The following is a 24,189-nucleotide window of genomic DNA, read 5'->3' as shown; positions in this document are numbered from 1 at the left end:
TTGTCGCAGCTAATTTATGCCGAATTTTTCTCTCTAGCTTTTTGTTTTAGGCCTACAAAATCAATCTGTTATGGCCTCAAAAGATCATCACATAATCCCACAAGTTTTTTTAAAAAAGTTCACCAATGTGAATGGTCAACTCTTCCGACTTAAGGTTCGACAACCATTTGCTCATGCTAGAAAGCCATTCTTTCCGGCGGCCGTTGGGTATGAGAAGAATTACTATAAAGTCGACCAATTTTATTTTGATTTGTCATCGGATGTTGTGGATCCCTTGTACGTCGAAAATACCTTGAACCAGTCCTACGAGGGTGATTTTTTGGAGCTGTGGAAGATTCTTGAAAATGAGACTCCTACAATTTCCATGGATGAGAAGATTAGGCTAAGTGATATTATCATTCATTTGAGAACCAGAACGAAATATGTACGAAATGCGGTTTTTGACGAGGCGGGAAACAAAAAATTGCAGGATTCTTTTAAGAAAAACTTCACTGATTTGGCCCTCGAGGGTGAAAACTATGAACTATACAAAGGCCTTTTGAAAAATTCAGATGCCATGGATGACTTAGCTACGTTAATGTTTGCGCAGCGAACTCCCAAGGATCTTCACAATACCTTTCTGATTAATAATTCCCTCCAACCGGAAACTCGGCATCGGGAAATAATGATAGAAAAACATGTTAACAGTGTTTGGACTGTTTTGACTTGCGAGAATGATCATCAGTTTATCCTTTCGGACAATCCTGGATTTTTGCAGACTGAGAAAGGTTATGCGCCAATGGCGGGTCCATTTGAGTTTATTTTTCCAATTAATTCTCGTAAGTACCTTCACATGAAGCATTATGGATATCCCATTCAAAACACTGATATTCAGAAGGTTCTTTATGAAAAGGCACCGACAGAAACGGTCACACTGTTTAATTCTTTAGTAGCGTGGAATTGCGTAGATGATATTTATGCAAGCAATTCTGACCATCTGCAAAAAGTTAAGAGAGTGTTCGATGAATGGAAGTCTATTGAAGAAAAAAGGCATGGTGTTTAGGTACGTAAGAGCCCTAAATCACTCAGAGCCGCAAACAAATCCTCCTCAAAAACCACTTCCGGCCCGGCGCCTTTCTTCTTCATATTCATGGCCTTTTCTACCTTCCTCCCATACATTTCAAATGCCCAGGCAGGATTTCGCACGTCGCATATCACCAGGTAGTGCAGTTTTGCAGTCACCGAGTCGGCGGCAATGCCTCCGTACATTTCAACAATCTGCGCCAGTTCCTTCCGCGAATACCTCGAAGACTCTCCGGTAAAACAAAAGGTGCATTCCTGTATCAGGATCGAAACCTGTTGCTCCGGCAACTTGATGGGGATGTTCACCTTTTTTTGCTCGGCTGGTTTGATGGATGTAATGGATTGGCAGAATGTGAGCAGCTCGCTGTGATCCTCGGCCGAGAGTTGCCTTTCGGCCTGAATTCGCTCAATGGCGGGCAGCAGCGTGTCAAAGGGCCAGGTTTTGAACATCGGCGCATTTTCGGATGACCAGTTGCCGAGGGCAGTGAGCTCTTCGATGTTGATCGTTTTGTCCGCCGAAATCCCGGCCAGAAAGCCGCCTAGCTGCTGCGTCGAAGAGGTTATCACATCATAATAGGGATTCCGGTTGTAATCCAGGAAATTCTTGCAAAGCCAGATCAAGTCCTCCGCCTCTTCTGCCGTAACGACACCATCGCTGATAATGGCATTGATCTTGGCGACAAACTTGTTGTAAGGAGCTTTGGCCTGCAAGCTGGAAACAGAGCCGATCCACCCGCGGAGCATTTCAATCTCGCTGTCATTAATGTGACCATCAGCCTGAATGCCGACAATCAGCCCGTAAAGCGTATTCAAATCTTTGTGAACCTGAGCCGGCCCGCAGAATTGGCGGAACGAACCGCTATCGTAAATGTCGAAGTGGGAGGTGTTGAGCATTTTGAGTTTGAGTTAGGTTTTTGCCAACAAGTGACTTTATTATGTTACCTACTTCTACAAAATTGGACAACTTATTAAACGGTATTTGATGGCTCTATGAAGACTTAGCTTCGCCGGCTTGAAAGGAATGGCCAGTTTTGCTCCGATTTTGATGTTACAGGAAGTTCGTGGCTTGGAGTCACGAGCAATGCACTGGAAGACGAGACTGGCGATTTATCACAACTATTTCTATATTAGGTTTGCAAACCCTCAAACCATGACATTTTTTATTATTATTCTGGGCATTGTCATTTTCTATCTCATAGTAAAGACAGATAAGCAGGCACCTTCCAATCCGCCGACTTCAAACATTAATTCTAGCCATCGCACCGGCAGGCAAACAGAGGCAGAGTCCCCACGATATATGACGACACAAGATGTCCGTGCTCAGCGCGCGAAAATGGCATCATGGTCTGACCTGGAGAAAACAGTGAACAAACCCACAGTCTTTCAAGATGAGACCATTATTGAGGTTTCGCCAGATCCCGTTCGAATCTCTTATGAGAATTACTATGCTGATTTCGAGAGCAGATCAGTATACACGCCAGCTTACGATGCCGATGAATATAAACTTGGCAAAAAATACAAGGAAAAACTTGCTCTCACGAAACAAGAGGTCGGCTGGTTAAACAAATTTTGGAATGACGCCAACGTATTCAATTCCATTGAAGGTTGTGAAACGGAAATTGTAAAGTTGTATATCGCGTCGATAAAGAAAATCAACAGCTTTCTAAAGAAGGAAGCCTCCACGTTGAGTCGCGAGATTGAAGCGATAGCACAGAAGTCGCTGGAGTTTCAAAAATCCCAAACGACTTATTGGACCGACTATGATGTCCGAAACCATAAGGAGTCTGTTGAGAAGGAAGCCTACCAAGTCATTTACAAGAGATGTGAATCAGTTGTCCGGGATCAATGGAACCACAAACGCAAAATACAGGCGGAATTTTACCCTTACTCTCCTGAGATCAAAGCGTTATTTGATGAACGATTGGCCGTAGTCATTGACGATGCTGTCAAAAAGTGTTCGCCGCACGTAGGCGAGCCGGATGATTTGACGGAAATTGCTCTGAACGAAACAGGGACTGGTAGATGGAAGATATATTTCGAAGCAATTACAAAAAATCAGCTGGCAGACGAAAATGAGACGATCTCACAGCTCTATCGCTTGGGAGAATTAAATTCAAAAAATCCTCATGTTGAGCACGTTTTCTACGAAGCGTCTAAATTTCTAGCAACTCGGAACAAGGCAGAGAGCCTAAGATTCTATCTACATTATATCTGGCACGACCTCAACTCTAAACAAGTTGACAGCAAGCAGCTGAATAAAACAATTCAAAAAAGGCTTTTCTCAAAACAGCAGGAATTCGAACAATTCCAATCCATTGTTGACGAATTAGTTAACACAAAGGACTTGCAAAAGGCCTTAACGGGTGTATCCAGTATTTATGCACCCAAAAGAAGGTCGATAGCTATTGATATCTCGGCGGTTCAATTAGTTGAAAAACAGCACGCGGGAACAGTTAGTATTTTAAGCCAGTATTTGCGGGACGAAAATGAGCTGGTAAGCGATAATCTTGAATCGCCGACAGATGATGAACTGATCATAGTAGTCGATTCAGCTTCCCCACCTGCCGAATCAAACGTTGAAGAAAGCGCCGTAAACCTGTCTGCTGTACAACGCCAGTGTCTTCAACTCTTTGAAAGCGAGGAATTCTCCGTGGAATTTGATAAAATAGAATCTTTCGCAAAACAGAATGGGCTTTTTAAAAATCAATTGATCGACGGCATCAACGACCAGTGCATGGAGTTGCTTGATGACGTATTGATTGAGGAGAATGAAGAGGGATTCGAAGTTAATGTAAATTATTATAAAAAGATTTTTGCTGCATGATTACCAACGTAAAACCCAAAGAAGCTACCGCTATCATTAATTCATTACTTGGAGGCGTTGTGCCGAAGATTGGTGTACAACATATCACCGTCGGACGATCGGACGAAGTTGAAGCTTTTTTAAAAGCACTCGATGATGTGAAAAATGGTCATAGCATTGTGAAATTCTGGATCGGAGATTTTGGATCCGGCAAGTCCTTCATGCTCCACCTTCTGAATACAGTTGCGCTCAAACAGAAGTTTGTGGTTGCCAACGCGGACTTTACACCTGACAACCGTCTCTATTCCAACGACGGGAAGGCAGTTGCGTTGTACGCAGCAATCATGGATAATATCGCGATCCAGACAAAACCCGAGGGAGGTGCATTATCTACCTTGCTGGACAAATGGATCGAGCAAATTATGATGCAGACTGCTACGAGCCACAATATCAGCCTCGGCGAGATTCGTGATGAAAAGCATAGCCAACTCATTCAGCAAAACATCGTTCGTACCGTCAACGAGATTACTGAGGTCGGCGGATTTGATTTCAGCTGGGTAATTACCAAATATTACGACGGATTTATCAAAGAGGATGACGCTTTACGGCGGAACGCGTTGAAGTGGCTCAAAGGCGAATACAGAACCAGGACAGAAGCCAGGCAGGATTTGGGCGTGCGGGATATAATCAACGACCTCAATTTCTATGACATGCTCAAAAACTTCTGCAAGTTGTTTGTGAGCATAGGCTATGCTGGGTTCATGATTAACTTGGATGAAGCGATCAATTTATACAAGATCTCTACCTCAGTCATGCGTGAGAAGAATTATGAGAAGATTCTTACGATCTACAATGATTGCTTTCAAGGAAAGGTCAGCAATCTGTTTATCAACTTTGCGGGAACTAAGGAGGTTCTTGAAAATCCAAGACGTGGCCTTTTTAGTTATCAGGCCTTAAAGTCTAGATTAGAGACCAATAAGTTTGAAACTCTGGAAATCCGCGATTTTGCCCAACCTGTCATAAGACTACTTCCGCTGGATAACAATGAAATTTTCGTTTTGCTCAAAAAACTAAAAGCGGTCTTCGATTTTCACTACTCTGTCGAGCTTGACATTTCAGATGGCGACATACACCAGTTTATGGAAGAGCTGTACAACAAACCTGGCGCGGCAGAATTCCTAACTCCTCGCGAAGTTATTCGTGATTTTCTGAATATTCTGAGCATTATTAGACAGAATCCTGGGGTGGACAAAAGCAAGTTGTTCGGCGAGATCGAAATTCACGACGAGAGACCGGACGAATCAATCTTTGCCGACATTGAAGAACTTTAAGTGTGTTTGAGTTACTGTCTGAACCGATAAGAAAATACATTCGCGACAAGCGATGGGAGTATCTGCGCCCAATTCAGGCAGCAGCGATAAAAAAAATACTTTCGTCCGACGAGCACGTTATTTTGGCTTCTCGTACCGCCTCCGGAAAAACGGAAGCGGCTTTCCTTCCCATCTTGTCCAAAGTAGATTTCCGACAACCCGGTGTGAAGGTCATTTACATTTCACCGCTCATCGCGCTGATTAATGATCAGTTTCAGCGGATCGAAGATCTATGTTCATATCTGGATGTCAAGGTAACAAAGTGGCATGGTGAGGCAAGCCGCAGCCTGAAAGAGCAGCTCATAAAGAATCCAAGTGGCGTGCTTCTGATTACGCCGGAGTCCTTGGAAGCTATGCTTGTAAATTCGCCTCAAAACGCACGCAAGTTGTTCGGCTCAGTCAGTTACATTGTTATTGATGAAATTCACTCTTTTTTGGGCGCTGATCGGGGTATCCAACTGAAATCCATTCTTGCACGTCTAAAACCTCTGAATTCTGAAAAGGCACTTGTTGTCGGGTTATCGGCCACGATCGGAGATTATGCGCAGGCCAAGGCTATGACGGGGGATGAAGCCAACACCAAGGTCTTGCTAGACAAGTCGGCAAAGGAGATAGATGTTAGGCTAAGATATCATTTGTCGGATGGTGCAGACCTGCCAGCTGATCTGCTGAATAACCTTTATTTCGAAACGAAAGACCATAAAGTCCTGATTTTTCCCAATAGCAGAAGTCGTTGTGAAGAGGTAGCTGTCAAGCTTAAAAGACGTTCAGAGAAGGTGAAAGGGCATCCTTATTATTTTTCACATCATTCTTCAATTCACAAAGAACTACGAGAGTACATTGAGACATTTGCCAAAACAAATGTCAGATACCCTTTTGCAATAGCCTGCACCTCGACATTGGAACTTGGCATTGACATTGGATCGGTGGATATGGTCGTTCAGATTGATTCGGTTCAATCCATATCGTCTTTAGTACAAAGGCTTGGGAGAAGCGGGCGGCGCGAAGGTGAAAAAAGCAAGCTGCTCTTCTATGCGACAAATCCTTGGTCGCTGTTACAGACACTAGCCTGCTTAGATCTTTTTGACGAGGGCTATATCGAGCCGCTTCGACCAGCGAAGAAATCATACGATATTCTTCTTCATCAGGTACTTGCTTATGTCAAGCAGTTCTCCGAATGCGATTTCAACAAACTTTGGGAAAATATTCAGAGCAATCATGCTTTTACGGATATCGAAGAGCATGAGCTTAGAGACATTGTAGCGTGGTTGTTGGAAACAAATCTATTAGAGAAGATCAATAGGCAACTCATCATTGGTGTCGATGGGGAATACATTGTAAATTCTAAGGACTTCTATACGGTTTTTAAAACAGAGCCAGCCTATAAAATACTTCATCAGGAAAAACCAATTGGGGAGATGCCGTTTTCTCCTCAGCTGGAAGTGAATGAGAACATATTGCTGGCCGCGAAAATTTGGAAAATTATTGACATTGATCACAAGGCCGCCAAAATCAGTGTCACGCCAGCAAGTGACGGCAAGAAACCAGCATTCTCCGGAAATGGTGGCATTGTGCATTCCAAAATTCGCGAGAGAATGTTGGAAGTTTTAGTTGCGAAAAAGGAGCTGACCGGGATGGATGAGATTGCATCCGAAGCCTTACGGCAACTACGAAAAGAGTTTTCAGGATTTGCTATTGAGTGTCTTGAAGATGACAGGCCCGTTCTCTACAAAGACAACGTTATAAAATTCTTCACTTTCCAAGGCACCCTTGTGAATCGTACGCTAAATTTCTTCTTTCGGAAGCTTAATCTAAACTTTACGTATGAAGAATCTGATAGTAGTTTCACCTTTCGAGAGTTGTCTCAGGAGTTGTCAGATATTTTTCAACAATCGATCGAGCTTCATGTTGACTTAATGGCGCATGTCGCAGCAGACTTTAAAGCAAATCCATCCTTATTATCTTTTTCCAAATGGGGCGAGCATTTGCCTGTTGAATATCAAGTAGAGCTTTTAACTACAAAATACTACGACTTCGAAAATGCCCAAAATTTTCTAAGCCGAATAAATCTTGTAACGATTACGTAGTTTTGCTTTAATAGTCATGATCGAATTCCGAGTAGCTACCATTGATGATCTGAACTTGTTGCTGCATTGGGATGAGCAGCCTCACACGGTTGCCTCAGATCCAAACGATGATTGGGGATGGGAAACCGAATTGTTAAGGTCACCAGAATGGCGTGAGCAACTGATCGCCGAACTCGACAGTCGCCCGATCGGTTTTGTGCAAATCATTGATCCTTTATTAGAAGATAGCCACTATTGGGGCGATGTAGCCCCTGGCCTTCGCGCGATAGACATTTGGATTGGTGAGGCTAGTGACCTCGGTAAAGGTCATGGTACTGAAATGATGCACCAGGCCATTGCCCGTTGTTTCGCATCGCCCGAAGTGGCGGCAATTATTATCGATCCTCTTGCTTCCAATGTGAGAGCCAGAAAGTTTTATGAAAAGCTGGGCTTTTCTTTTGTTGAAAACCGCACTTTCGATGAGGACTTTTGCGCGGTCTACCAACTCGACCGCAATGATTGGGAGAAGAAGCGGAATTGACCATAATTTAAACTTACGAATGACTGTAAGACAGAATTGCCTTCTCAAACACTCCCGGCACTCGGTCCTGTAATTCGGAAATCATTGCACTGAATGTCCTAGCCTTTTTGATCGCTAGTCGACGGCTCGGAGCCCAAAACGTTCCAACGAGATCAAACTCCCAACCAATCCTCCTTCTAATTTTCAAATTTGTCACGAGCTCCGAAATATCGTTTTCCAGGCTGATTTCATCCAGATTATTACTGACCCCGTCAATCACTTCCAATTCGCCTCCCTGGCTTTTCAAACATATCAGGAAAGGTGTCATGCCTACCTCAATAAGTTGATGATATCGGTCAAGCTCGATATCGGTTTCAGTTCTGAGAATTGGCTTAACCCCCATACCACCTTCAACGAAATCGTTTAACCGGCACGCCAGTTTGAAAGCACTTGCAAATTCAGAGAACGCTGCAATAGGCCTCTCATCCCCAGCTTCAAACGGATAAACCGACCAAATCCAATCAGAGTTGTCGATTTTCTCGAAGTCGGCATCAGAGATACCAATTATCCGAAATATCTCCTTGTCGGTTGTTTGAAGCGCTGAGTCCATGATATTAGAAGTTTGTTGATGAAGAAAGCTTGAAGATATTTTTAGTATCATTTGCATGATCTCAAAAGTATCTTTTTCTATTCATAGACTCAAGTCGCAGTCATATTAAATTTTTGCTGTGGATTACTAAACTTGGAATACCATTTGAAAATCACTCGTCCTGGAAGGGTCAAAGTTTGGAAAGGCGGTCGTTCAGCTCATTCAACCCCGACTTGTGCAGGCACTCGGTTGAAAATGTGGTCAGCTCCTCCTTCGATTCGGGCGAACAAATGTCAATCAAGTTTACTGAGTCGGCGGATGCCTCCGATGACAAAGCTTTGTTGATGGCCTGGCTCAACAGCAAGACGTTTCGCCTGCTGATTTTCAGGTCGATCTTGATCGGATCATTCATACCAGGGATACTCATGATGGTATCATACACACTTGCCAGTTCTTTCGCGTTCATCATGTTTGGATTTAATTTTGATCTTCCAAATTTATAAAACGCGTCTGAAACGATCCTAAGGAGAATTTTCCCAGGATTGTGGGTGCATATGTCAAACAGAAACTCCCGCCGAAGGTCCGTTTCCGAACGCTAGCAGGAGTTCAAATGCTGGTTGAAGATACCCTAGTTTTGAAGTTGAGATAATACCTCCGGGAGCGAGGTGATCCCCCAGTGTTCAAGGTACTTGCCGTCTTTTACCCTGACGATATCAATCACGACAATGTTAACCGCCCGACCCGTAGCCGGAATACCTAACAGGGCTCCACATTGAGTTCCGCTAATCGTTTTGCGCGTTGTAACCAAGTCGCCTTCGGAAAGTTGCTGACGGATTGTTACATGGATGTCAGGCATTGCCGGGCGAAGGATATCATTGAAAAAGTAGATCATCCCTGCCGGGCCGTTATCCATAACCTCAGGTGCGGAGCGATTGATAAATACAAATGCATTTGAGGATAGTCGCTAAGCGTGCTGCCAAAGTGATTACTGATCGCTTCCGGAAATCTTGAAAGATTCTGATAGCCGATTTTCATAAAACGCTATATTTCTTCTTCATCCGCTAAAACAATCCACGTAGGTGCATGGTCGCTGGACTTCTCCCAACCCCGGACGTGCTTGTCCACGCCTGCCGCGACCAGACGCGGAGCGATTTGCGGACTCAAAAGTAAATGATCTAAGCGGAGACCGGCATCCCGTCCGTAGGCATTTCTAAGATAGTCCCAGAAAGTATAAATCGTTTCGTCGGGATGCAGATGCCTGATTGAATCGATCCAGCCCTGGCCAACCAATTCTTTGTAGGCTTTGCGAGGCTCCGGGAAAAATAATGCATTATCTACCCATCGCTCAGGTTTGTAAACATCCTTCTCCGTTGGGATGACATTATAATCACCTGCCAGTACAACCGGCACCTCTTCCGACAACAGATATTTCGCGTGCTTTTTCAATCGCTTAAACCACGCCATTTTATAATCGAACTTTGGTCCTGGCGCAGGGTTTCCGTTTGGCAAATAAAGGCAACATACAAGCATTCTGCCGACGATCGCTTCAATGTACCTGCTATGCAAATCGCTCTCATCGCCAGGAAGTGAGTTCCGAACTTCCTGAAGAGGTAAATCCCTGGCGAGTATCGCAACCCCGTTCCACATTTTTTGCCCATGCCAAATGGAATTGTATCCTACGTCCAATAACGCCCGCTCCGGGAACTTGTCTTGCGGCGCTTTCAATTCTTGCAAGCACACAACATCGGGCTTAGCTTCTTCGAGCCATTTTAAAAGAACCGGTAAGCGGCCGTTAACGCCGTTAATATTGTAGGTAGCGATCTTCATTCCAAACTGAGTTAGCTGTGTATTTTGACCAGAAAAATCAGACCAGACTAGTTTGCAAACTTTGACAGACGAGGGAATTTGCAGCCTGGTTGCCCCTAGGGAGAATTTACACAGGATAGGTGTCTGAAATTCAGCCTCTTTATTTTCGCCACTACAAACTAAACGAAGACTGAAATGTGGGAAAGAACGAGGGGAAAATGTCAACTCTTAACGTTGGCCAAAATCAAAGAATTTGACATTGTTGACTACCTGTTTGAGCTCGGGTTTGAACCAGTCAATATCAGGAATGTCGACCATTGGTATTTGTCGCCATTTAGAAATGAAAGGACGGCCTCATTCAAAGTGAATCGGCAATTGAACCGTTGGTATGACCACGGAATTGGCTTGGGAGGAAATCTGGTGGATTTCGCGGTAACGTTCTACCAATGTTCAGTCCGTGAAGTCGTCAGGATTTTTTCAGATTATCTATCATTTCATCAACCGACAACACATACGGCTCCGAACATCTCAACTGTGAGCCGACGGAATATTGAGATCCTTTCTACTGGTGCCTTGACGAGCCCGTCGTTAATACGGTACATTTCATCACGATGCATCCCAGGAGAAATTGCTGCCCATTACTGCCGGCAGATCTATTACAAAGTGCGAGAGCGAAAGTATTTCGCTGTTGGTTTAAAAAATGATTCAGGTGGCTATGAACTACGTAATTCTTTTGCCAAAGTTGCCAGCAGTCCCAAGGATATAACCACGATAAAAAACGGAGCCTCAGTGGTATCCGTCTTCGAAGGACTGTTTGATTTTTTATCCTATAAAACCATCACGGCAAACGCCAGCGAGATGCAGGAAGACTATGTGATTTTAAACTCAGTCTCCTTTTTTGGCCGGTCAAAAGATTTCCTGGAAAGACACGAGCAAATCAACCTTTACCTCGACCGCGATGCTGCCGGTTTTAAGTGCAGCTCGACAGCTAGGGGGATCAGCGAAAAGTACAAGGATGGAAGTCCGCTCTACGAGGGGTTTAAAGACCTTAACGAATGGCTCATTAGTAAGACTCCGGAAAATTATTTCTGATCTCAGTCATAATCAGATCCCTCAAAAAGAGAGCCTATCCAAAATCCGGAGGATTGCCTCTTAACCGCAATCGGCCAGATGTCAGGTTGTATCACAACCTCAGGATCTGGCCGCGCCGCGGAGGCCGCCCCAACGCTCCGAAGTCGCTGGCGGGGGATATCATAAAATCAGACACAAAACATCAATCAACACAGGTATGAAAAAGACAGAGGAGAACCGAAATAAGTGGCTTCATATCCGGTTGACGGCCGCGGAGAGTGAGCTGATTCGAAGAAAAGTACAACGGACGACTTGCCGCAAGATTAGTGACTACGCAAGGAAAATAATACTGTCCGAGCCCATTACGGTCAACTATCGCAATGAGTCACTGGACTCGCTAATGTCTACATTGATAGAGCTTCGCCGAGAACTCTCAGCTATCGGCAACAATTTTAATCAGGCAGTCAAAAGGCTTCAAACGCTCTCGCAAATCAGCGAATACAGTTCCTGGTTAACTGAGTATGAGCTGGACAAGAAAGCAGTATTAAAAATGATCGAAACCATCCAGTTGGAGATCAGTAAAGCAGCGAAAACATGGTTGCAATAATTAAGACAGGTAACTCGATCAGGCAGACGTTTCACTACAATGAGAACAAGCTGAGAGAGGGCATTGCAGAGTGCATTATGGCAGCAAATTATCCCGACGAAGCGATCAATTTATCGGAGAAGCAACGGCTGAATATGCTGTTAAAACTCGCTGCTCTGAATGAGAATGTCACCCGAAATGCAGTCCATATCTCTTTGAACTTCGACCCATCAGAGCAACTTTCTCAGTCAGATTTAAAAGAGATTTCGCAGTCTTATATGGACAAGATCGGCTTTGGAAATCAACCGTTTCTCGTGTATCAACACCATGATTCTGGTCACCCACACATCCATATTGTGTCGGTAAAAATTGCGGCGGATGGTCGTCGGATTGAGACTCAAAACATCGGGAAGAACCAGTCAGAAAAGGCAAGAAAGCAGATTGAAATCGACTTCAATTTAGTGAAGGCTGATGAGCGAAAAAGAGATTCCTTCGTGATTAAGCCAGCTATGGTCAAGGCCAATTATGGTAAGACTGAGACAAAAAGGGCCATATCTAATGTGCTCTCGGCCGTGATAGATCAGTACAAATTCACATCCGTTCCGGAGTTAAATGCTGTCTTAAATCAGTTCAACGTAGCTGCCGACAGGGGCAGTGAGGATTCCAGGACTTACAAAAAAGGAGGCTTGAATTACCGGCTTATCAATGAGCGAGGTGAGCGAGTCGGCGTTCCCATTAAAGCAAGCGATTTCGCACAGAAGCCGACGTTAAAAAATCTATCAGAGCGCTTCCAGGCAAATGAGCACAAGCGCCAACCCGATAAGAACCGAGTCAAAAATACGATCGATTTTGCGCTGCTCGGGAAGGCCAATACCACTTTGGAAAAGCTCACAAACCAGCTAAGAAGAGAAGGGATTGAAACAGTAATTCGGCAGAATGATGCTGGTCAGATTTACGGAATCACCTACGTAGACCACAGAACACGATCCGTATTCAAGGGCAGCTCTCTGGGAAAAAGTTACAGCGCGAAGGCCATTCAAGAGCGCTGCGCGCCTCATGAAAACCATCCTGCTTACGAACATCTAAACCGGCAGAAACTTTCCGCTGACCCCGCCAATGCCAATCGAAATGAAGCTCTCGGTGGATTTTACGGCGGCGATTTACGGTCTAGCAGCAGTGAAATAGATGCCGCCGACGCGCTCTTTGATCCTGCAAAACAGGATGGCTCGACGCCGAGCCAGCTACGCTCGAAACGGCGTAAAAAGAAAAAAGGTCTGTCTCAACAACTCTAAAATAGTGAATCAATATGGCTTCAAATACTGGTGAAAACGATCAGAGTCTTCGGAAGATTACCGATATGACGAGATTGGTCAGCCTTACGGTGCTGGCTCTTCATTTCTACTTTTTCTGCTATCAGGCATTCTTTGAATGGGAGCTTACATCGTCTATCTCCGACAGGATTTTAGATAAAATAGCACGCTCTGGTCTACTATCATCGCCATTGAAATCGAAGGCCATTGCGCTGGGGTTTTTACTTATTTCTTTGGTGGGTATCAAAGGCAAGAAAAGCGAGAACGTCAATGCAAGGCGTGGCTTTGTACAATTAGCGTCGGGCCTATTGTTGTATTTCATAAGCACATTCTTACTCAGGCTTTTGATTCCCAACACAGCTCTGACCATATTGTATATTCTTGTCTGTTCGGCTGGTTTTCTGATGATTCTTTCGGGTGGCAGCCAATTTTCAAAAATTATCAGAAGCCGACTCAGCAATGATATTTTCAACAAGTATAGTGAGACCTTTCCGCAATTTGAAAACCGCATTGAGAATGAGTTTTCAATCAACTTATCCGCCGAATACCGATATAAGAACAGATTCCGAGGGAGTTGGATCAATATAATCAATCCATTTCGAGGACTATTAGTTTGCGGCTCGCCGGGTTCCGGAAAAACCCATTTTGTTTTCCGGCACGTGATCGCTCAGCACATCGCTAAGGGCTATTCCATGTTTGTTTATGACTTCAAATACAACGACTTGTCGATCTTAGCGTACCGAGCATGGGCCGAGAATAAACAGCATTATGAGGTTAGCCCTGAGTTCTACACAATCAATTTTGACGATCTATCCCGAAGTCACAGGTGTAACCCATTGGATGCTGAAAGCATGACTGATATCACCGACGCGGTAGAGTCAGCAAGAACAATACTAATGGGATTGAACCGCGAATGGATCAAGCGACAAGGTGACTTCTTTGTGGAGTCGTCGATCAACTTTATGACTGCCGTGATATGGTTCTTGCGCCGATACCAAGACGGTGAATACTGCACGCTACCTCATGTGATTGAGCTCATGCAGATGGATTACGATCGCCTTTTTACCATTTTACGGGCGGAAAAGGAGATCGAAGTTTTCGTCAATCCTTTTGTAACTGCGTATCTCAACGAAGCCATGCAGCAATTGGAAGGTCAAATTGGGTCGACCAAAATCGCCCTTGCTCGATTGGCTTCTCCGCAGCTTTACTATGTATTATCGGGTAATGATTTCTCCCTGGATATTAATAATCCAGAGCATCCCAAAATCTTGTGTATGGGCAATAACCCACAGAAAATCCAAACCTACGGGGCTGTGCTTTCCTTATATATTACGCGCCTGGTCAAACTGGTCAATCAGCCCAAACGGCTGAAATGCAGTCTTGTCTTTGACGAGTTTCCCACCGTATACCTGAATAACATGGACACGCTTATCGCAACTGCTAGGTCCAATAAGGTAGCGACTACAATCGGCATTCAAGATTTCAGTCAGCTCAAGAAAGACTATGGCCGGGAGTATGCCGAGGTGATCATGAACATTACAGGAAATGTCATAAGTGGGCAAGTGAGTGGCGAAACTGCCAAGCAACTGTCGGAACGTTTCGGGAAAATTATGCAGGATCGGACGGGACTTTCAATTAACAGAATGGACACGTCTGTTAGCAAATCGCAGCAATTGGAATTGGCAATTCCGCCTTCTACGATTGCCTCATTAAGCTCCGGAGAGTTCGTGGGTTTTGTTGCAGACAACCCTGACCAGCGGATAGACCTGAAAGGTTTTCATGCGAAATTCACGACACCGACTCGAACTGCAAGCGCAAAAGATGACAGTTCTCAATTGCCAATCGTACGTCACGTTGACTCGAATATCGTCCAGCAGAACTACCTTCAAATTAAAAGAGAAGTGGATGAAATAGTACAGTCTGAAATGCGGCGCATTCTTGAAGATCCGTCACTACAACACCTAATTGTTCGAAAAAACAACGATTGAGACCAGCTGTTCTCAGAGTTTTACCACCTTTAAATTAATATACTGAGAGTCACAACGATACCTCCATATGCGCATCCAACGTGCAAATAATTCTAATAAAATTCTAATAAATTCCTTACGGTTTCCGTAAATGTTATTTAAGTTCGCAAATCCTCCTCGCTGATTAACAGGACTTGTTTCACCAAAATTTTTGATGATGACAGAAGCGACAGCGAAAGACAAAGGGTTGATTATCGACATTCTGACCCAATCTTTTCAAGACAATCAAAGCGTAAATTATCTCATCCCGCCCGACGGTCGGAGACTCAATCGCATTCGCGCTTTGATGGACTATTCGTACGAAACATGCAAGCTTTTCGGTAAGGTCTACCTGTCGGACGACAAGAAGGGATGTGCGTTGGTGTCGTTCCCCGAACGGAAGAAAACAACTTTAAAGTCGCTTTTATTAGAGGTCAAATTGATTTTGAATGGTATTGGTTTTGGAAACATTTCGAAGGCCATTAGCCGAGAAAAGGCGATTTCGAAAAATTATCCCGCTGATCCAATCTACTACCTCTGGTTCATTGGCGTGCGCCCCGATAGCCAGAACAATGGCGTTGGAAAACAGTTGATGCGAGACCTTGTAGCTGAGTCGGAACGAATGAAACGACCTATCTATTTGGAGACTTCCACAGTCAAAAACCTGCCGTGGTATAAGAAGTTCGGGCTCGACGTCTACAATCAGCTGGACTTTGGATACAATCTCTTTCTCATTAGAAATGGTCAGTAGAAATGCGCGTTGGAGGTACAGATATGCACGTGGTGACACTCGTGTTCATCATACTCGAACTGATTATGTTCGTGTATCAATTCTTTTATTATTTATCGCATCCCAGAGATAAGCGAAGGCTTTATTACCTGGGTTTGCTTCTCTTTCTGATTTCGAAGAACATCGCAAGCGGCTTCTTCCCAGATCCAAATCTTAGCACCCCGCCCATTGTGGTTCAATATGCCATCGCCTACGGGATGGGATTTTTAATGGGAGCCTATTTTCCGTTCTATTTCTATAAAGCATTTGAGCTGAATAGGCTCCGCTGGCATGCGTTGTACGGCGTCCCACTCTTCATTCTACTACCTTTCGCGGTCATTTTTCCTTTGAAGTTCGTGTACGACGGCGATATAGACCACGCTATCAATTACGGCATGGTCATACCTGCTGCCTATGCGTTAGTACTTCTTTATACAATACAGCAATCCATTCAGGACAAGTATAAGAAGGACATCCAGGATCGGCGCTTCTTTGAAGTGACGGCAGTCTATCTTGCCGTCGTTCCCTGGGCATCTCTTCCATTTTTTGCGTTTTTCAGGATCCACCAGGTTCCGGAAGCTTTACTAACGAACGTCGGCTTTATTGTAATAACAGTCTTGTTCATCAGGCGCTCAATACGGGAGAGCCGTGAAGAATACGAACAACTGTTAAAACTCGCGAGCGCTGATGGCAGCGACTCATTGTCGAAGCTTGATTTAATCGAGCAAATGATCCAGCAGTTGGAGGCAAACGGTATCTCACCCACTCAGCGATTTGAGATAAATCTAAGTACAGTCGGGTTGACTTCACGGGAAAAAGAGATCGTTCGACTTGTTCGATTCGGAAAGGCATACAAGGACATTGCCAACGAACTTTATATCTCTGAACGGACAGTCAGCAAACATATTCAAAACGTTTATGAGAAGCTCGGCGTCTCCAATCGAGTCGAGCTACTCAATCGGCTGCAAATTTGGGAAAATGGCTAATACAACCAATGCAGGCCGAAATACGTGTTTTTGCGTAGACGATTTGCGTCTTTTTGCGTAGTACCCGAACCTTTAAATAGTTGTTTTCTCGTATTTCTTCCGCGACTTAAATCCCTGAGTTTTGTCCCAGATATTCATCACGTAATTAATGACTAGCGTATGGGACATGAGTATGCTTTAGACTGGTTAGACCAAATGGTTAACGAGCTAGATCCACGGAGAACAGAGCCGGAAAGTTTGGACGACGAACAATCCATAGCGATCGTAGAAAAAGCCACACAGGAAGAGAAACGACTTATCCTGATGTTCAAACAGTTTGTCTTTCAGGAACGAAAACACCGGCAAATAAAAAATATAGTAAATCAGTATCTCTCTGCGGCGGTGAGCCTGATGAAGATTGCGAGTAACAACTTAAGTCAAATTCCGGCCAGAGCTGACAACTTTCGTCATGCGCTCGGAAGTGTCCTTTCCTGTCTTGGCCAGGTGTCTGCATTTATCGTCAAGCGCTACAAGAATCTTGTAGATCGAGATCTCTCTCTGAACATGCTTAGCATTGATCCTGACGCCCACGATTTACGTAAGCTTGGGAACCGAGACGTCATGCAGGATAATCTTGAATTATCAGAACTCGTGATTGGTGCATTTAGTGATATTTTCTTCAATCATCGTGATAGTGAGATCACGATCGGGAAGGTGGATTATTGGGTCAGTGTTTGTAACGCAGTCAATTACTCCAATGTTTTGGCAGCGACCACCGAGCTATTCGACCGCTTGGAAGTGATCATGATTGAGCGAAATTTCAATTCGCCACTGTTTGTCAAATATTTGACGTTCAAATTCTCTCATATGGTGGACATTCCTGGCGATTCCTCCCTGGCAATGCAGAATCTTGCCCTTTTACAAAAAACCTTCAATCAAATTCCTGTTATGAAGGACATGATTTTTAGCAATCATTTCGACGATCTAAGCCTGACGATCAATACATGGTTTATTGAAGAGATTGACTTTCGGTCAAAAGTTACTCATCCCGCAGTGGCTGCGCTTGACGATCGTTCTTTCAAGAAGGTCAGAAAGTATGAGAGAAAGACCTCAGATAAGGTGCTTTGCAATCTCACGGTCGATCAACTATCACTATTTTTCAAGGCCGCCGATCTTTCCAATATTATATCAGCGCGTTCATTATCAGCAATTTTTCAATCTGTGGCACCTCATCTGTCCACGCCACATCGCGCCGATATCTCTCACAGTAGTCTTCGAGTAAAAAGCTATACGGTTGAGGAAAGAGATAAGACCTTGCTGATTGAAATAATGACCAGATTGACTGAGCAAATTAAGGATTTGTGATAGAGCAGAATGATTGTCGTTGTCTGTCGTAACTAAGATAATCCCATTACAGATCAATGGCATAGCTTTTTTGTACCTGTGACTATTGATTTATTACTTAATACTATAACAGTCATGGGAATCAAGACAGGACCTAAAAAAGTTGCCAAGTCGACGGGAGAACCAGACAAGCGCCAACGGGACAATAAGGAATCACCAGGCAATACGCCTTCGTTGAAAGCACATAAGCACAAAAAAGGAGATTAGCTTCCTGCAACATTCACAAATGCAACTTTCACCGGGCTAGGTTCATACCTAGCCTTTTTTTGCGCTAACAGCAGTCCCAAAAGCAGGTCAGCTTTACGCCAGCCTTTATTTAGCATGCACCGTGATGATTTCTTTCATCTGCTTGCTGTATCGGGGAGAGAGCTTATTCTGCTTCATTTTCTAGGCTGTGGTCAAATCTTTGACTTTCCAGTATCACTACAAGTGGCGGGTATCAAGGGAGACCGTCTCAATTTACGGTTTCACATACTGGAGACATACTTTTCGTTTTTCAAGTGTTCAATTATACGGTCGTATTTTCGTAATCCTCTCTTTTAGCGACATTTGACATTCAAAAGCTTGATGCACAATTAATTATTCCGTACATATATCCACATGTGGGCACGTTTAATTGTACTCAGCTAGTCTAAGGAAGTGGATACCAAAATTAGCGAATGCTAGAATGTCTTTTGTACTGATGAGTGCATGTAAATCAATACGCTATACTCTTCAACAACATTTTGTCGCTCCGCATTAGTGTGCAATGAAAAGGTGCCTTAGTTTAAGAAAAATTGCAACGAGCATCAAAAACCCTATTAGACAATAGAGAATCATCATAAAGGTAGATGGCTTAGGACGGTTTGATCCTTTCAAGAATGAGTGGCAAGGTGACTTTGCCGGTTTGGTGCGATTGGAGAAGTTCGGTATAACATTCTTACTTTTCATCTGTCACAAAAGTTGATTTATTCAACCTACTGGGGTGGTTGCACGCCAGTCCTGCAAATATGGATCAGATCTTATTTGTTTTTGCCTACCTGTTGCATGTTTTATTGAGCTACTTTTACAGTATTATGAGATTAGCGATATATGTATTGGCTTTTTTCACCGTGGTACTATCCTGCATTCCGTGCCAGGATAAGCCAGCACGTGTCTCATATAAAGATACTATTACCATCATTGATGCCAGCGCTGATTGCCAAGATCAGGCCACCAATGACCTTTGCTCACCATTTTGTATATGTGCCTGCTGCGCGGGCATAACGCTTCAGCAACCAGTTGCTTTGTTACCTGATGCTGCTTCCCTGCCATTTTTTAACGATGATGCTTTCACCTACACGGCTGGTAGCAAAGGCGGTGATCTGGCATCTATCTGGCAACCTCCCAGGATTTAGTGTAACCCATTCTTTTACGGTTTGCTTGTCGCTGTGACTTTATAAGTCCCAGTTATAGGCTCATTCTACACAAATTCTAAGTCCAGATGCTAGATAAAGTCATTCATTTTTCAATTCACAATAAGCTCGTTATAGGAATATTTACCCTGGCACTTGTCATCTGGGGCGGGTATTCGCTGACACAGCTACCCATTGATGCTGTACCCGACATTACCAATAACCAGGTACAAATCATTACAAGCAGCCCTTCACTAGCCGCGCAAGAAGTGGAGCGCCTGGTAACGTTTCCGGTTGAAACAGCCATGGCGACCATCCCCAGCACAGAGGAGATCCGCTCCATTTCAAGGTTTGGCCTGTCGGTAGTTACTATCGTTTTCAAAGATAACATTGATGTTTACTGGGCCCGGCAGCAGGTTTCCGAGCGCCTGCAAAGTGCCGTAGAACAGATTCCGCCTGGTGCTGGATCTCCCGAGCTTGCGCCGGTAACCACTGGACTGGGCGAAATATATCAGTATGTACTGCATACCAAAAAAGGGTATGAGAAAAAATACCCGCCCATGGAGCTCCGAAGCATCCAGGACTGGATTGTTAGAAGGCAGCTTCTGGGCACAGAAGGAATTGCCGACGTAAGCAGCTTTGGTGGGTTTTTAAAGCAGTACGAGATAGCGGTTGACCCTTTCAAATTAAGAAGTGCCCAGATCTCGATGGCTGAGATATTCTCTGCGCTAGAAAGAAACAATCAGAATACGGGCGGGGCGTACATTGATAAAAAACCTAATGTCTATTTTATTAGAAGTGAAGGGCTGATCACCAACCTGAAAGATATAGAAAGCATCCAAGTCAAAGAAACGGCAAATGGTCTGCCCGTACTGATCCGCGATATTGCAACGGTGCAGTACGGCGCAGCTGTACGGTATGGGGCAATGACGCGCAATGATGAAGGCGAAGTTGTAGGTGGATTGGTATTGATGTTGAAAGGCGCTAATGCTGCCAAGGTGATTGGCAATGTAAAAGAAAGGATCCAGCAGATCAGTAAAACACTTCCGGAAGGTGTGGTGATCGAGCCGTTTTTGGACCGCACCAAGCTGGTCAATAATGCCATTGGCACAGTCTCAAAGAACCTGATCGAAGGGGCACTGATTGTCATCTTTGTACTGATCCTGCTGCTGGGAAACCTGCGCGCAGGGCTTGTGGTTGCTTCGGTGATCCCGCTGGCGATGCTCTTTGCAGTCAGCATGATGAACCTGTTTGGCGTTTCAGGAAACCTGATGAGCCTGGGGGCGATTGACTTTGGCCTGATTGTGGATGGCGCCGTGATCATTGTTGAAGCCACACTACATCATATTATGGGCAAAAAATACACCCACAGGCTTTCACAGCAGGAAATGGATAATGAAGTCTACGAGTCAGCCTCCAAGATCCGAAGTTCAGCCGCCTTTGGTGAGATCATTATCCTGATTGTTTACCTGCCGATCCTGGCTTTGGTGGGCATTGAAGGAAAAATGTTCCGCCCTATGGCTCAGACCGTGAGCTTTGCTATACTGGGGGCATTCATTCTTTCGCTGACTTACGTGCCGATGGTATCGGCCCTGTTTTTAAGTAAGAAAAACGAGCATAAGCCCAATATTTCAGACCGGATCATTGCTTTTTTTCACAGGTTGTATTTACCAGCACTAGGTTTTGCACTCCGGCAAAAACTAATCGTGGTCGTGACTGCTTTGGCACTTTTCGGCCTAAGTCTGTGGATGTTTTTAAATATGGGCGGCGAGTTTATCCCGCAGCTCGACGAAGGCGATTTTGCTATCGAAATGCGCGTGCTGACAGGTAGTTCACTTTCCGAATCGGTGGATGCTGTCCAGAAGGCAGCTAGTGTGCTGCGAAAGAATTTTCCCGATGAAGTCATAGAGGTAGTCGGAAAAATCGGCGCTTCTGAAATACCAACAGACCCCATGCCGGTGGAAGCCGGTGATGTGATGGTCATATTAAAAGAAAAATCGATGTGGACAAAAGCCGAAGGAAGGGAAGAACTCGCAGAAAAAATGCAGGCCATGCTCACCCAGACGATTCCTGGTGTGACATTTGGTTTTCAACAGCCTATCCAGATGCGGTTCAATGAGCTGATCTCAGGGGTTAAACAGGATGTTGCAATCAAGATTTTCGGGGAAGACCTGGACGTACTGGCCCAGCAGGCAGACAAGATCGGCAAACTGGTGGCTTCTGTTGAAGGGGCCCAGGACTTGTATGTGGAAGAAGTGAGCGGCCTGCCGCAAATCGTTGTTAATTTTGATCGTGACCGCATGTCTCAGTTCGGAATTAGCATTGAAGATGCAAACCGGGCCATCAATACGGGCTTTGCAGGAAGCAGCGCAGGTGTGGTTTATGAAGGTGAAAAAAGGTATGACCTGGTCGTCAGGCTTAAAAGCCAGGACCGCCAGACCCTAGAAGATGTCCGTGGGTTGTTTGTGACTACGTCACATGGAGATCAGGTTCCGCTCGGGCAGATCGCTACTGTTGAGATGAAAACGGGTGCTAACCAGATCCAAAGGGAGGATGCAAAACGCCGGATCACAGTGGCATTTAATGTTCGTGGTAGGGACGTGGAGAGCATTGTCAAGGAGCTGCAAACCAAAATCGATAGCCAGGTAAAGCTGCCCACCGGATATTACACAACCTATGGAGGCCAGTTTCAAAATCTACAAGAGGCTAAAACCCGTTTAAGCATCGCCGTACCGATTGCACTGCTGCTTATTTTTGTACTTCTTTATTTCACGTTTAACTCGCTGCGTCAAAGCCTGTTGATTCTTACGGCTATCCCGCTGTCAGCGATCGGTGGTATCATTGCCCTTTCACTGCGTGGAATGCCTTTTAGTATTTCAGCAGGGATTGGTTTTATCGCACTTTTTGGCGTGGCTGTCTTAAATGGTATCGTGCTTATTGCAGAGTTCAATTCGCTTCGTAAAGAAGGGATGACCGATTTGAAAAAGGCTATATTTCAGGGTACCGAGACTCGTTTGCGCCCGGTATTGATGACAGCCCTTGTGGCGTCACTTGGTTTTTTGCCCATGGCCCTGTCCAATAGCTCAGGTGCCGAAGTCCAACGCCCATTGGCGACTGTGGTTATCGGGGGGCTTGTATCTGCAACACTTTTGACGCTGCTGGTGCTGCCGGTATTGTACCTAATTGTCGAGAAGCATTTTGGTGGCGCTGCGTTTAAACCTGCCGCAGCACTTCTACTTGTTTTTGCCGCCTGCACTTTTGCCGCCCCCAGTGCCCAGGCGCAGGATTCGGTGATTGTAGGCCGAAAAATTTCACTTGAAGCAGCCGTTAATGAAGCTATCGTCAAAAACCTTCAAGTAAAAGGGGGAATTTACCAGATCGATTACCAGCGTGCACTGCTTGGTAGTTCAGCTGAGATCGCAAAAACCGATATCTCCTGGATGGGTGGGCAATACAACAGTAACAGGTTTGATAACCAGTTCAATATTTCACAAACCTTGCCGCACCCAAAGGTGGTTACCAGAAGACGGGAGCTTTTGTCTGCCCAGATTAACGGTGTGCAGGCAAGACTGGAAGTGACAAGGGCCGAGCTGATCAGACAGGTTAAAGCAAATTACTATCAGCAGGTCCTTTTAAAACAACAACAGCAGATGCTAACGGCGGAAGGCCTACGAGCTGACCGGTTTGTCAAAGCCGCAGCCCTTCGTTTTAAGACCGGCGAAACAGGGCAACTTGAATATTCGGTCGCCCAAAGTGAGCAGGGTGAAATCCAGGCGCGGGTCATTCAAAACCAGGGCAATTTGCTAGTCCTGCAAAGACAGCTGCAAATGCTGCTCAACAGTTCAGTTCCTATGGAAGCGCAGAGTGATACCTTGGAAAAGCGCCCCCTTGGCACTATTGCACTCGATACGGCAGGCATTAGTTCAAATCCATATTTGCAATACCTAGGCCAGCAGATTGCCATTGAAAGACAGACAACGGCCGTTGAGCGCACTAGCCTGCTACCAGATTTCAGCATCGGATATTTCAATCAGTCTTTGATTGGCGAGCAAAATATCAACGGTACCGAGGTTTTTTATGGGGCCGGAAAGCGTTTCCAGGGACTTCAACTTGGCGTGTCTATTCCAATTTTTAGCGGCGCACCCCGGGCACGCGTAAAAGCATCACAGCTTAATGAGAAAGTCGCGCAGAACCAGTGGGAGCTTGCGCGGATGCAGGTGGGCAATAGCTTGCAACAAGCGGTACAGTCTTATCAAAGTGCAACTCATAGCCTGGCTATATATGAACAAAAAACCTTGGTTCTGGCTGATGTGATCGCAGGCAACGCCACAAAAGCCTATGAAGCGGGCGAAATTGGTTATGTTGAATTTTCGCAGGCACTAACCAGGGCTTTAAATATCAGGTCAACTTACCTGGACTTGCTGGGAAGCTATAACCAATCGGTCATTGAAATTGAATTTCTGCTGGCTAAACAGCAATGACCCACATC

Annotated in this window: 21 protein-coding genes; 15 read left to right on the top strand and 6 right to left on the bottom strand. The window is 44.9% G+C overall.

Features of this window, described 5'->3' with window-relative positions:
- Positions 1 to 70: 70 nt before the first annotated feature.
- The gene (locus tag KOE27_RS12890; RefSeq protein ID WP_215239271.1) at positions 71 to 1,042 is read left to right on the top strand and encodes a DUF4238 domain-containing protein; all 972 of its coding nucleotides are present in this window, start codon (positions 71 to 73) and stop codon (positions 1,040 to 1,042) included.
- On the opposite strand, the gene KOE27_RS12885 is transcribed toward KOE27_RS12890, so the two are convergent.
- The gene (locus tag KOE27_RS12885; protein ID WP_215239270.1) at positions 1,039 to 1,956 is read right to left on the bottom strand and encodes a BRCT domain-containing protein; all 918 of its coding nucleotides are present in this window, start codon (positions 1,954 to 1,956) and stop codon (positions 1,039 to 1,041) included. The genes KOE27_RS12890 and KOE27_RS12885 overlap by 4 nt on opposite strands.
- A gap of 127 nt (positions 1,957 to 2,083) precedes the next feature.
- Here KOE27_RS12885 and KOE27_RS12880 point away from each other — a divergent pair, with 127 nt between their 5' ends.
- Genes KOE27_RS12880 through KOE27_RS12865 form a run of 4 tightly spaced genes read left to right on the top strand, consistent with a single transcriptional unit; the run spans position 2,084 to position 7,842 of the window.
- Entirely contained in the window at positions 2,084 to 3,886 is a 1,803-nt protein-coding gene (locus tag KOE27_RS12880; protein WP_215239269.1) for a tellurite resistance TerB C-terminal domain-containing protein, read from the top strand.
- Positions 3,883 to 5,196: an ATP-binding protein gene (locus KOE27_RS12875; protein ID WP_215239268.1), complete on the top strand. Its 1,314-nt coding sequence runs from the start codon at positions 3,883 to 3,885 to the stop codon at positions 5,194 to 5,196. The genes KOE27_RS12880 and KOE27_RS12875 overlap by 4 nt, the downstream gene beginning before the upstream one ends.
- A 2-nt stretch (positions 5,197 to 5,198) precedes the next feature.
- The gene (locus tag KOE27_RS12870; protein ID WP_215239267.1) at positions 5,199 to 7,322 is read left to right on the top strand and encodes a DEAD/DEAH box helicase; all 2,124 of its coding nucleotides are present in this window, start codon (positions 5,199 to 5,201) and stop codon (positions 7,320 to 7,322) included.
- A gap of 16 nt (positions 7,323 to 7,338) precedes the next feature.
- Positions 7,339 to 7,842, top strand: a complete 504-nt coding sequence (locus KOE27_RS12865) for a GNAT family N-acetyltransferase (RefSeq protein WP_215239266.1) — start codon at positions 7,339 to 7,341, stop codon at positions 7,840 to 7,842.
- Positions 7,843 to 7,855: 13 nt separating this feature from the next.
- Here the strand turns inward: KOE27_RS12865 and KOE27_RS12860 are convergent, their stop codons facing one another.
- From KOE27_RS12860 to xth, 5 genes are all read right to left on the bottom strand, one after another.
- Positions 7,856 to 8,431 (bottom strand): hypothetical protein, encoded by a 576-nt coding sequence (locus KOE27_RS12860; RefSeq protein WP_215239265.1) that lies wholly within the window; start codon positions 8,429 to 8,431, stop codon positions 7,856 to 7,858.
- 169 nt (positions 8,432 to 8,600) lie between these two features.
- Positions 8,601 to 8,879, bottom strand: a complete 279-nt coding sequence (locus KOE27_RS12855) for a hypothetical protein (RefSeq protein WP_215239264.1) — start codon at positions 8,877 to 8,879, stop codon at positions 8,601 to 8,603.
- 159 nt (positions 8,880 to 9,038) lie between these two features.
- Positions 9,039 to 9,323: an ester cyclase gene (locus tag KOE27_RS12850; protein ID WP_229252762.1), complete on the bottom strand. Its 285-nt coding sequence runs from the start codon at positions 9,321 to 9,323 to the stop codon at positions 9,039 to 9,041.
- On the bottom strand, positions 9,299 to 9,445 hold the full coding sequence (locus KOE27_RS12845) for a hypothetical protein (protein ID WP_215239263.1): 147 nt from the start codon (positions 9,443 to 9,445) through the stop codon (positions 9,299 to 9,301). The genes KOE27_RS12850 and KOE27_RS12845 overlap by 25 nt, the downstream gene beginning before the upstream one ends.
- 6 nt (positions 9,446 to 9,451) lie before the next feature.
- Positions 9,452 to 10,237 (bottom strand): exodeoxyribonuclease III, encoded by a 786-nt coding sequence (gene xth, locus KOE27_RS12840; protein ID WP_215239262.1) that lies wholly within the window; start codon positions 10,235 to 10,237, stop codon positions 9,452 to 9,454.
- A gap of 174 nt (positions 10,238 to 10,411) precedes the next feature.
- Here xth and KOE27_RS12835 point away from each other — a divergent pair, with 174 nt between their 5' ends.
- The 10 genes from KOE27_RS12835 (at position 10,412) to KOE27_RS12795 (ending at position 24,181) form a co-directional block, all read left to right on the top strand.
- Positions 10,412 to 11,308 (top strand): toprim domain-containing protein, encoded by an 897-nt coding sequence (locus KOE27_RS12835; protein ID WP_215239261.1) that lies wholly within the window; start codon positions 10,412 to 10,414, stop codon positions 11,306 to 11,308.
- A 106-nt stretch (positions 11,309 to 11,414) separates the two neighbouring features.
- Positions 11,415 to 11,894, top strand: a complete 480-nt coding sequence (locus KOE27_RS12830) for a plasmid mobilization protein (protein WP_310590077.1) — start codon at positions 11,415 to 11,417, stop codon at positions 11,892 to 11,894.
- Entirely contained in the window at positions 11,882 to 13,165 is a 1,284-nt protein-coding gene (locus tag KOE27_RS12825) for a relaxase/mobilization nuclease domain-containing protein (protein ID WP_215239259.1), read from the top strand. The genes KOE27_RS12830 and KOE27_RS12825 overlap by 13 nt, the downstream gene beginning before the upstream one ends.
- 14 nt (positions 13,166 to 13,179) lie before the next feature.
- On the top strand, positions 13,180 to 15,171 hold the full coding sequence (gene mobC, locus KOE27_RS12820; protein ID WP_215239258.1) for a conjugal transfer protein MobC: 1,992 nt from the start codon (positions 13,180 to 13,182) through the stop codon (positions 15,169 to 15,171).
- Between the two features lie 193 nt (positions 15,172 to 15,364).
- The gene (locus tag KOE27_RS12815; protein ID WP_215239257.1) at positions 15,365 to 15,940 is read left to right on the top strand and encodes a GNAT family N-acetyltransferase; all 576 of its coding nucleotides are present in this window, start codon (positions 15,365 to 15,367) and stop codon (positions 15,938 to 15,940) included.
- A 2-nt stretch (positions 15,941 to 15,942) separates the two neighbouring features.
- The gene (locus KOE27_RS29945; RefSeq protein ID WP_304488614.1) at positions 15,943 to 16,944 is read left to right on the top strand and encodes a helix-turn-helix transcriptional regulator; all 1,002 of its coding nucleotides are present in this window, start codon (positions 15,943 to 15,945) and stop codon (positions 16,942 to 16,944) included.
- Positions 16,945 to 17,103: 159 nt separating this feature from the next.
- The gene (locus tag KOE27_RS12805; protein WP_215239256.1) at positions 17,104 to 18,288 is read left to right on the top strand and encodes a hypothetical protein; all 1,185 of its coding nucleotides are present in this window, start codon (positions 17,104 to 17,106) and stop codon (positions 18,286 to 18,288) included.
- A 114-nt stretch (positions 18,289 to 18,402) separates the two neighbouring features.
- Positions 18,403 to 18,534, top strand: coding sequence for a hypothetical protein (locus tag KOE27_RS29855; RefSeq protein WP_255573771.1), 132 nt, complete (start codon positions 18,403 to 18,405; stop codon positions 18,532 to 18,534).
- Positions 18,535 to 19,382: 848 nt separating this feature from the next.
- Positions 19,383 to 19,703: a DUF6660 family protein gene (locus KOE27_RS12800; protein ID WP_215239255.1), complete on the top strand. Its 321-nt coding sequence runs from the start codon at positions 19,383 to 19,385 to the stop codon at positions 19,701 to 19,703.
- Between the two features lie 86 nt (positions 19,704 to 19,789).
- A complete protein-coding gene (locus KOE27_RS12795) occupies positions 19,790 to 24,181 on the top strand; it encodes a CusA/CzcA family heavy metal efflux RND transporter (protein WP_215239254.1) in 4,392 nt (1,463 codons plus the stop codon).
- The last annotated feature ends 8 nt before the right edge of the window (positions 24,182 to 24,189 follow it).

Origin of the sequence: Dyadobacter sp. CECT 9275 (assembly GCF_907164905.1) — a bacterium.
GTDB lineage: Bacteria > Bacteroidota > Bacteroidia > Cytophagales > Spirosomataceae > Dyadobacter > Dyadobacter helix.
The sequence above is the reverse complement of the archived record's forward strand: the minus strand, read 5'-3'. Positions and strand labels throughout refer to the sequence as shown.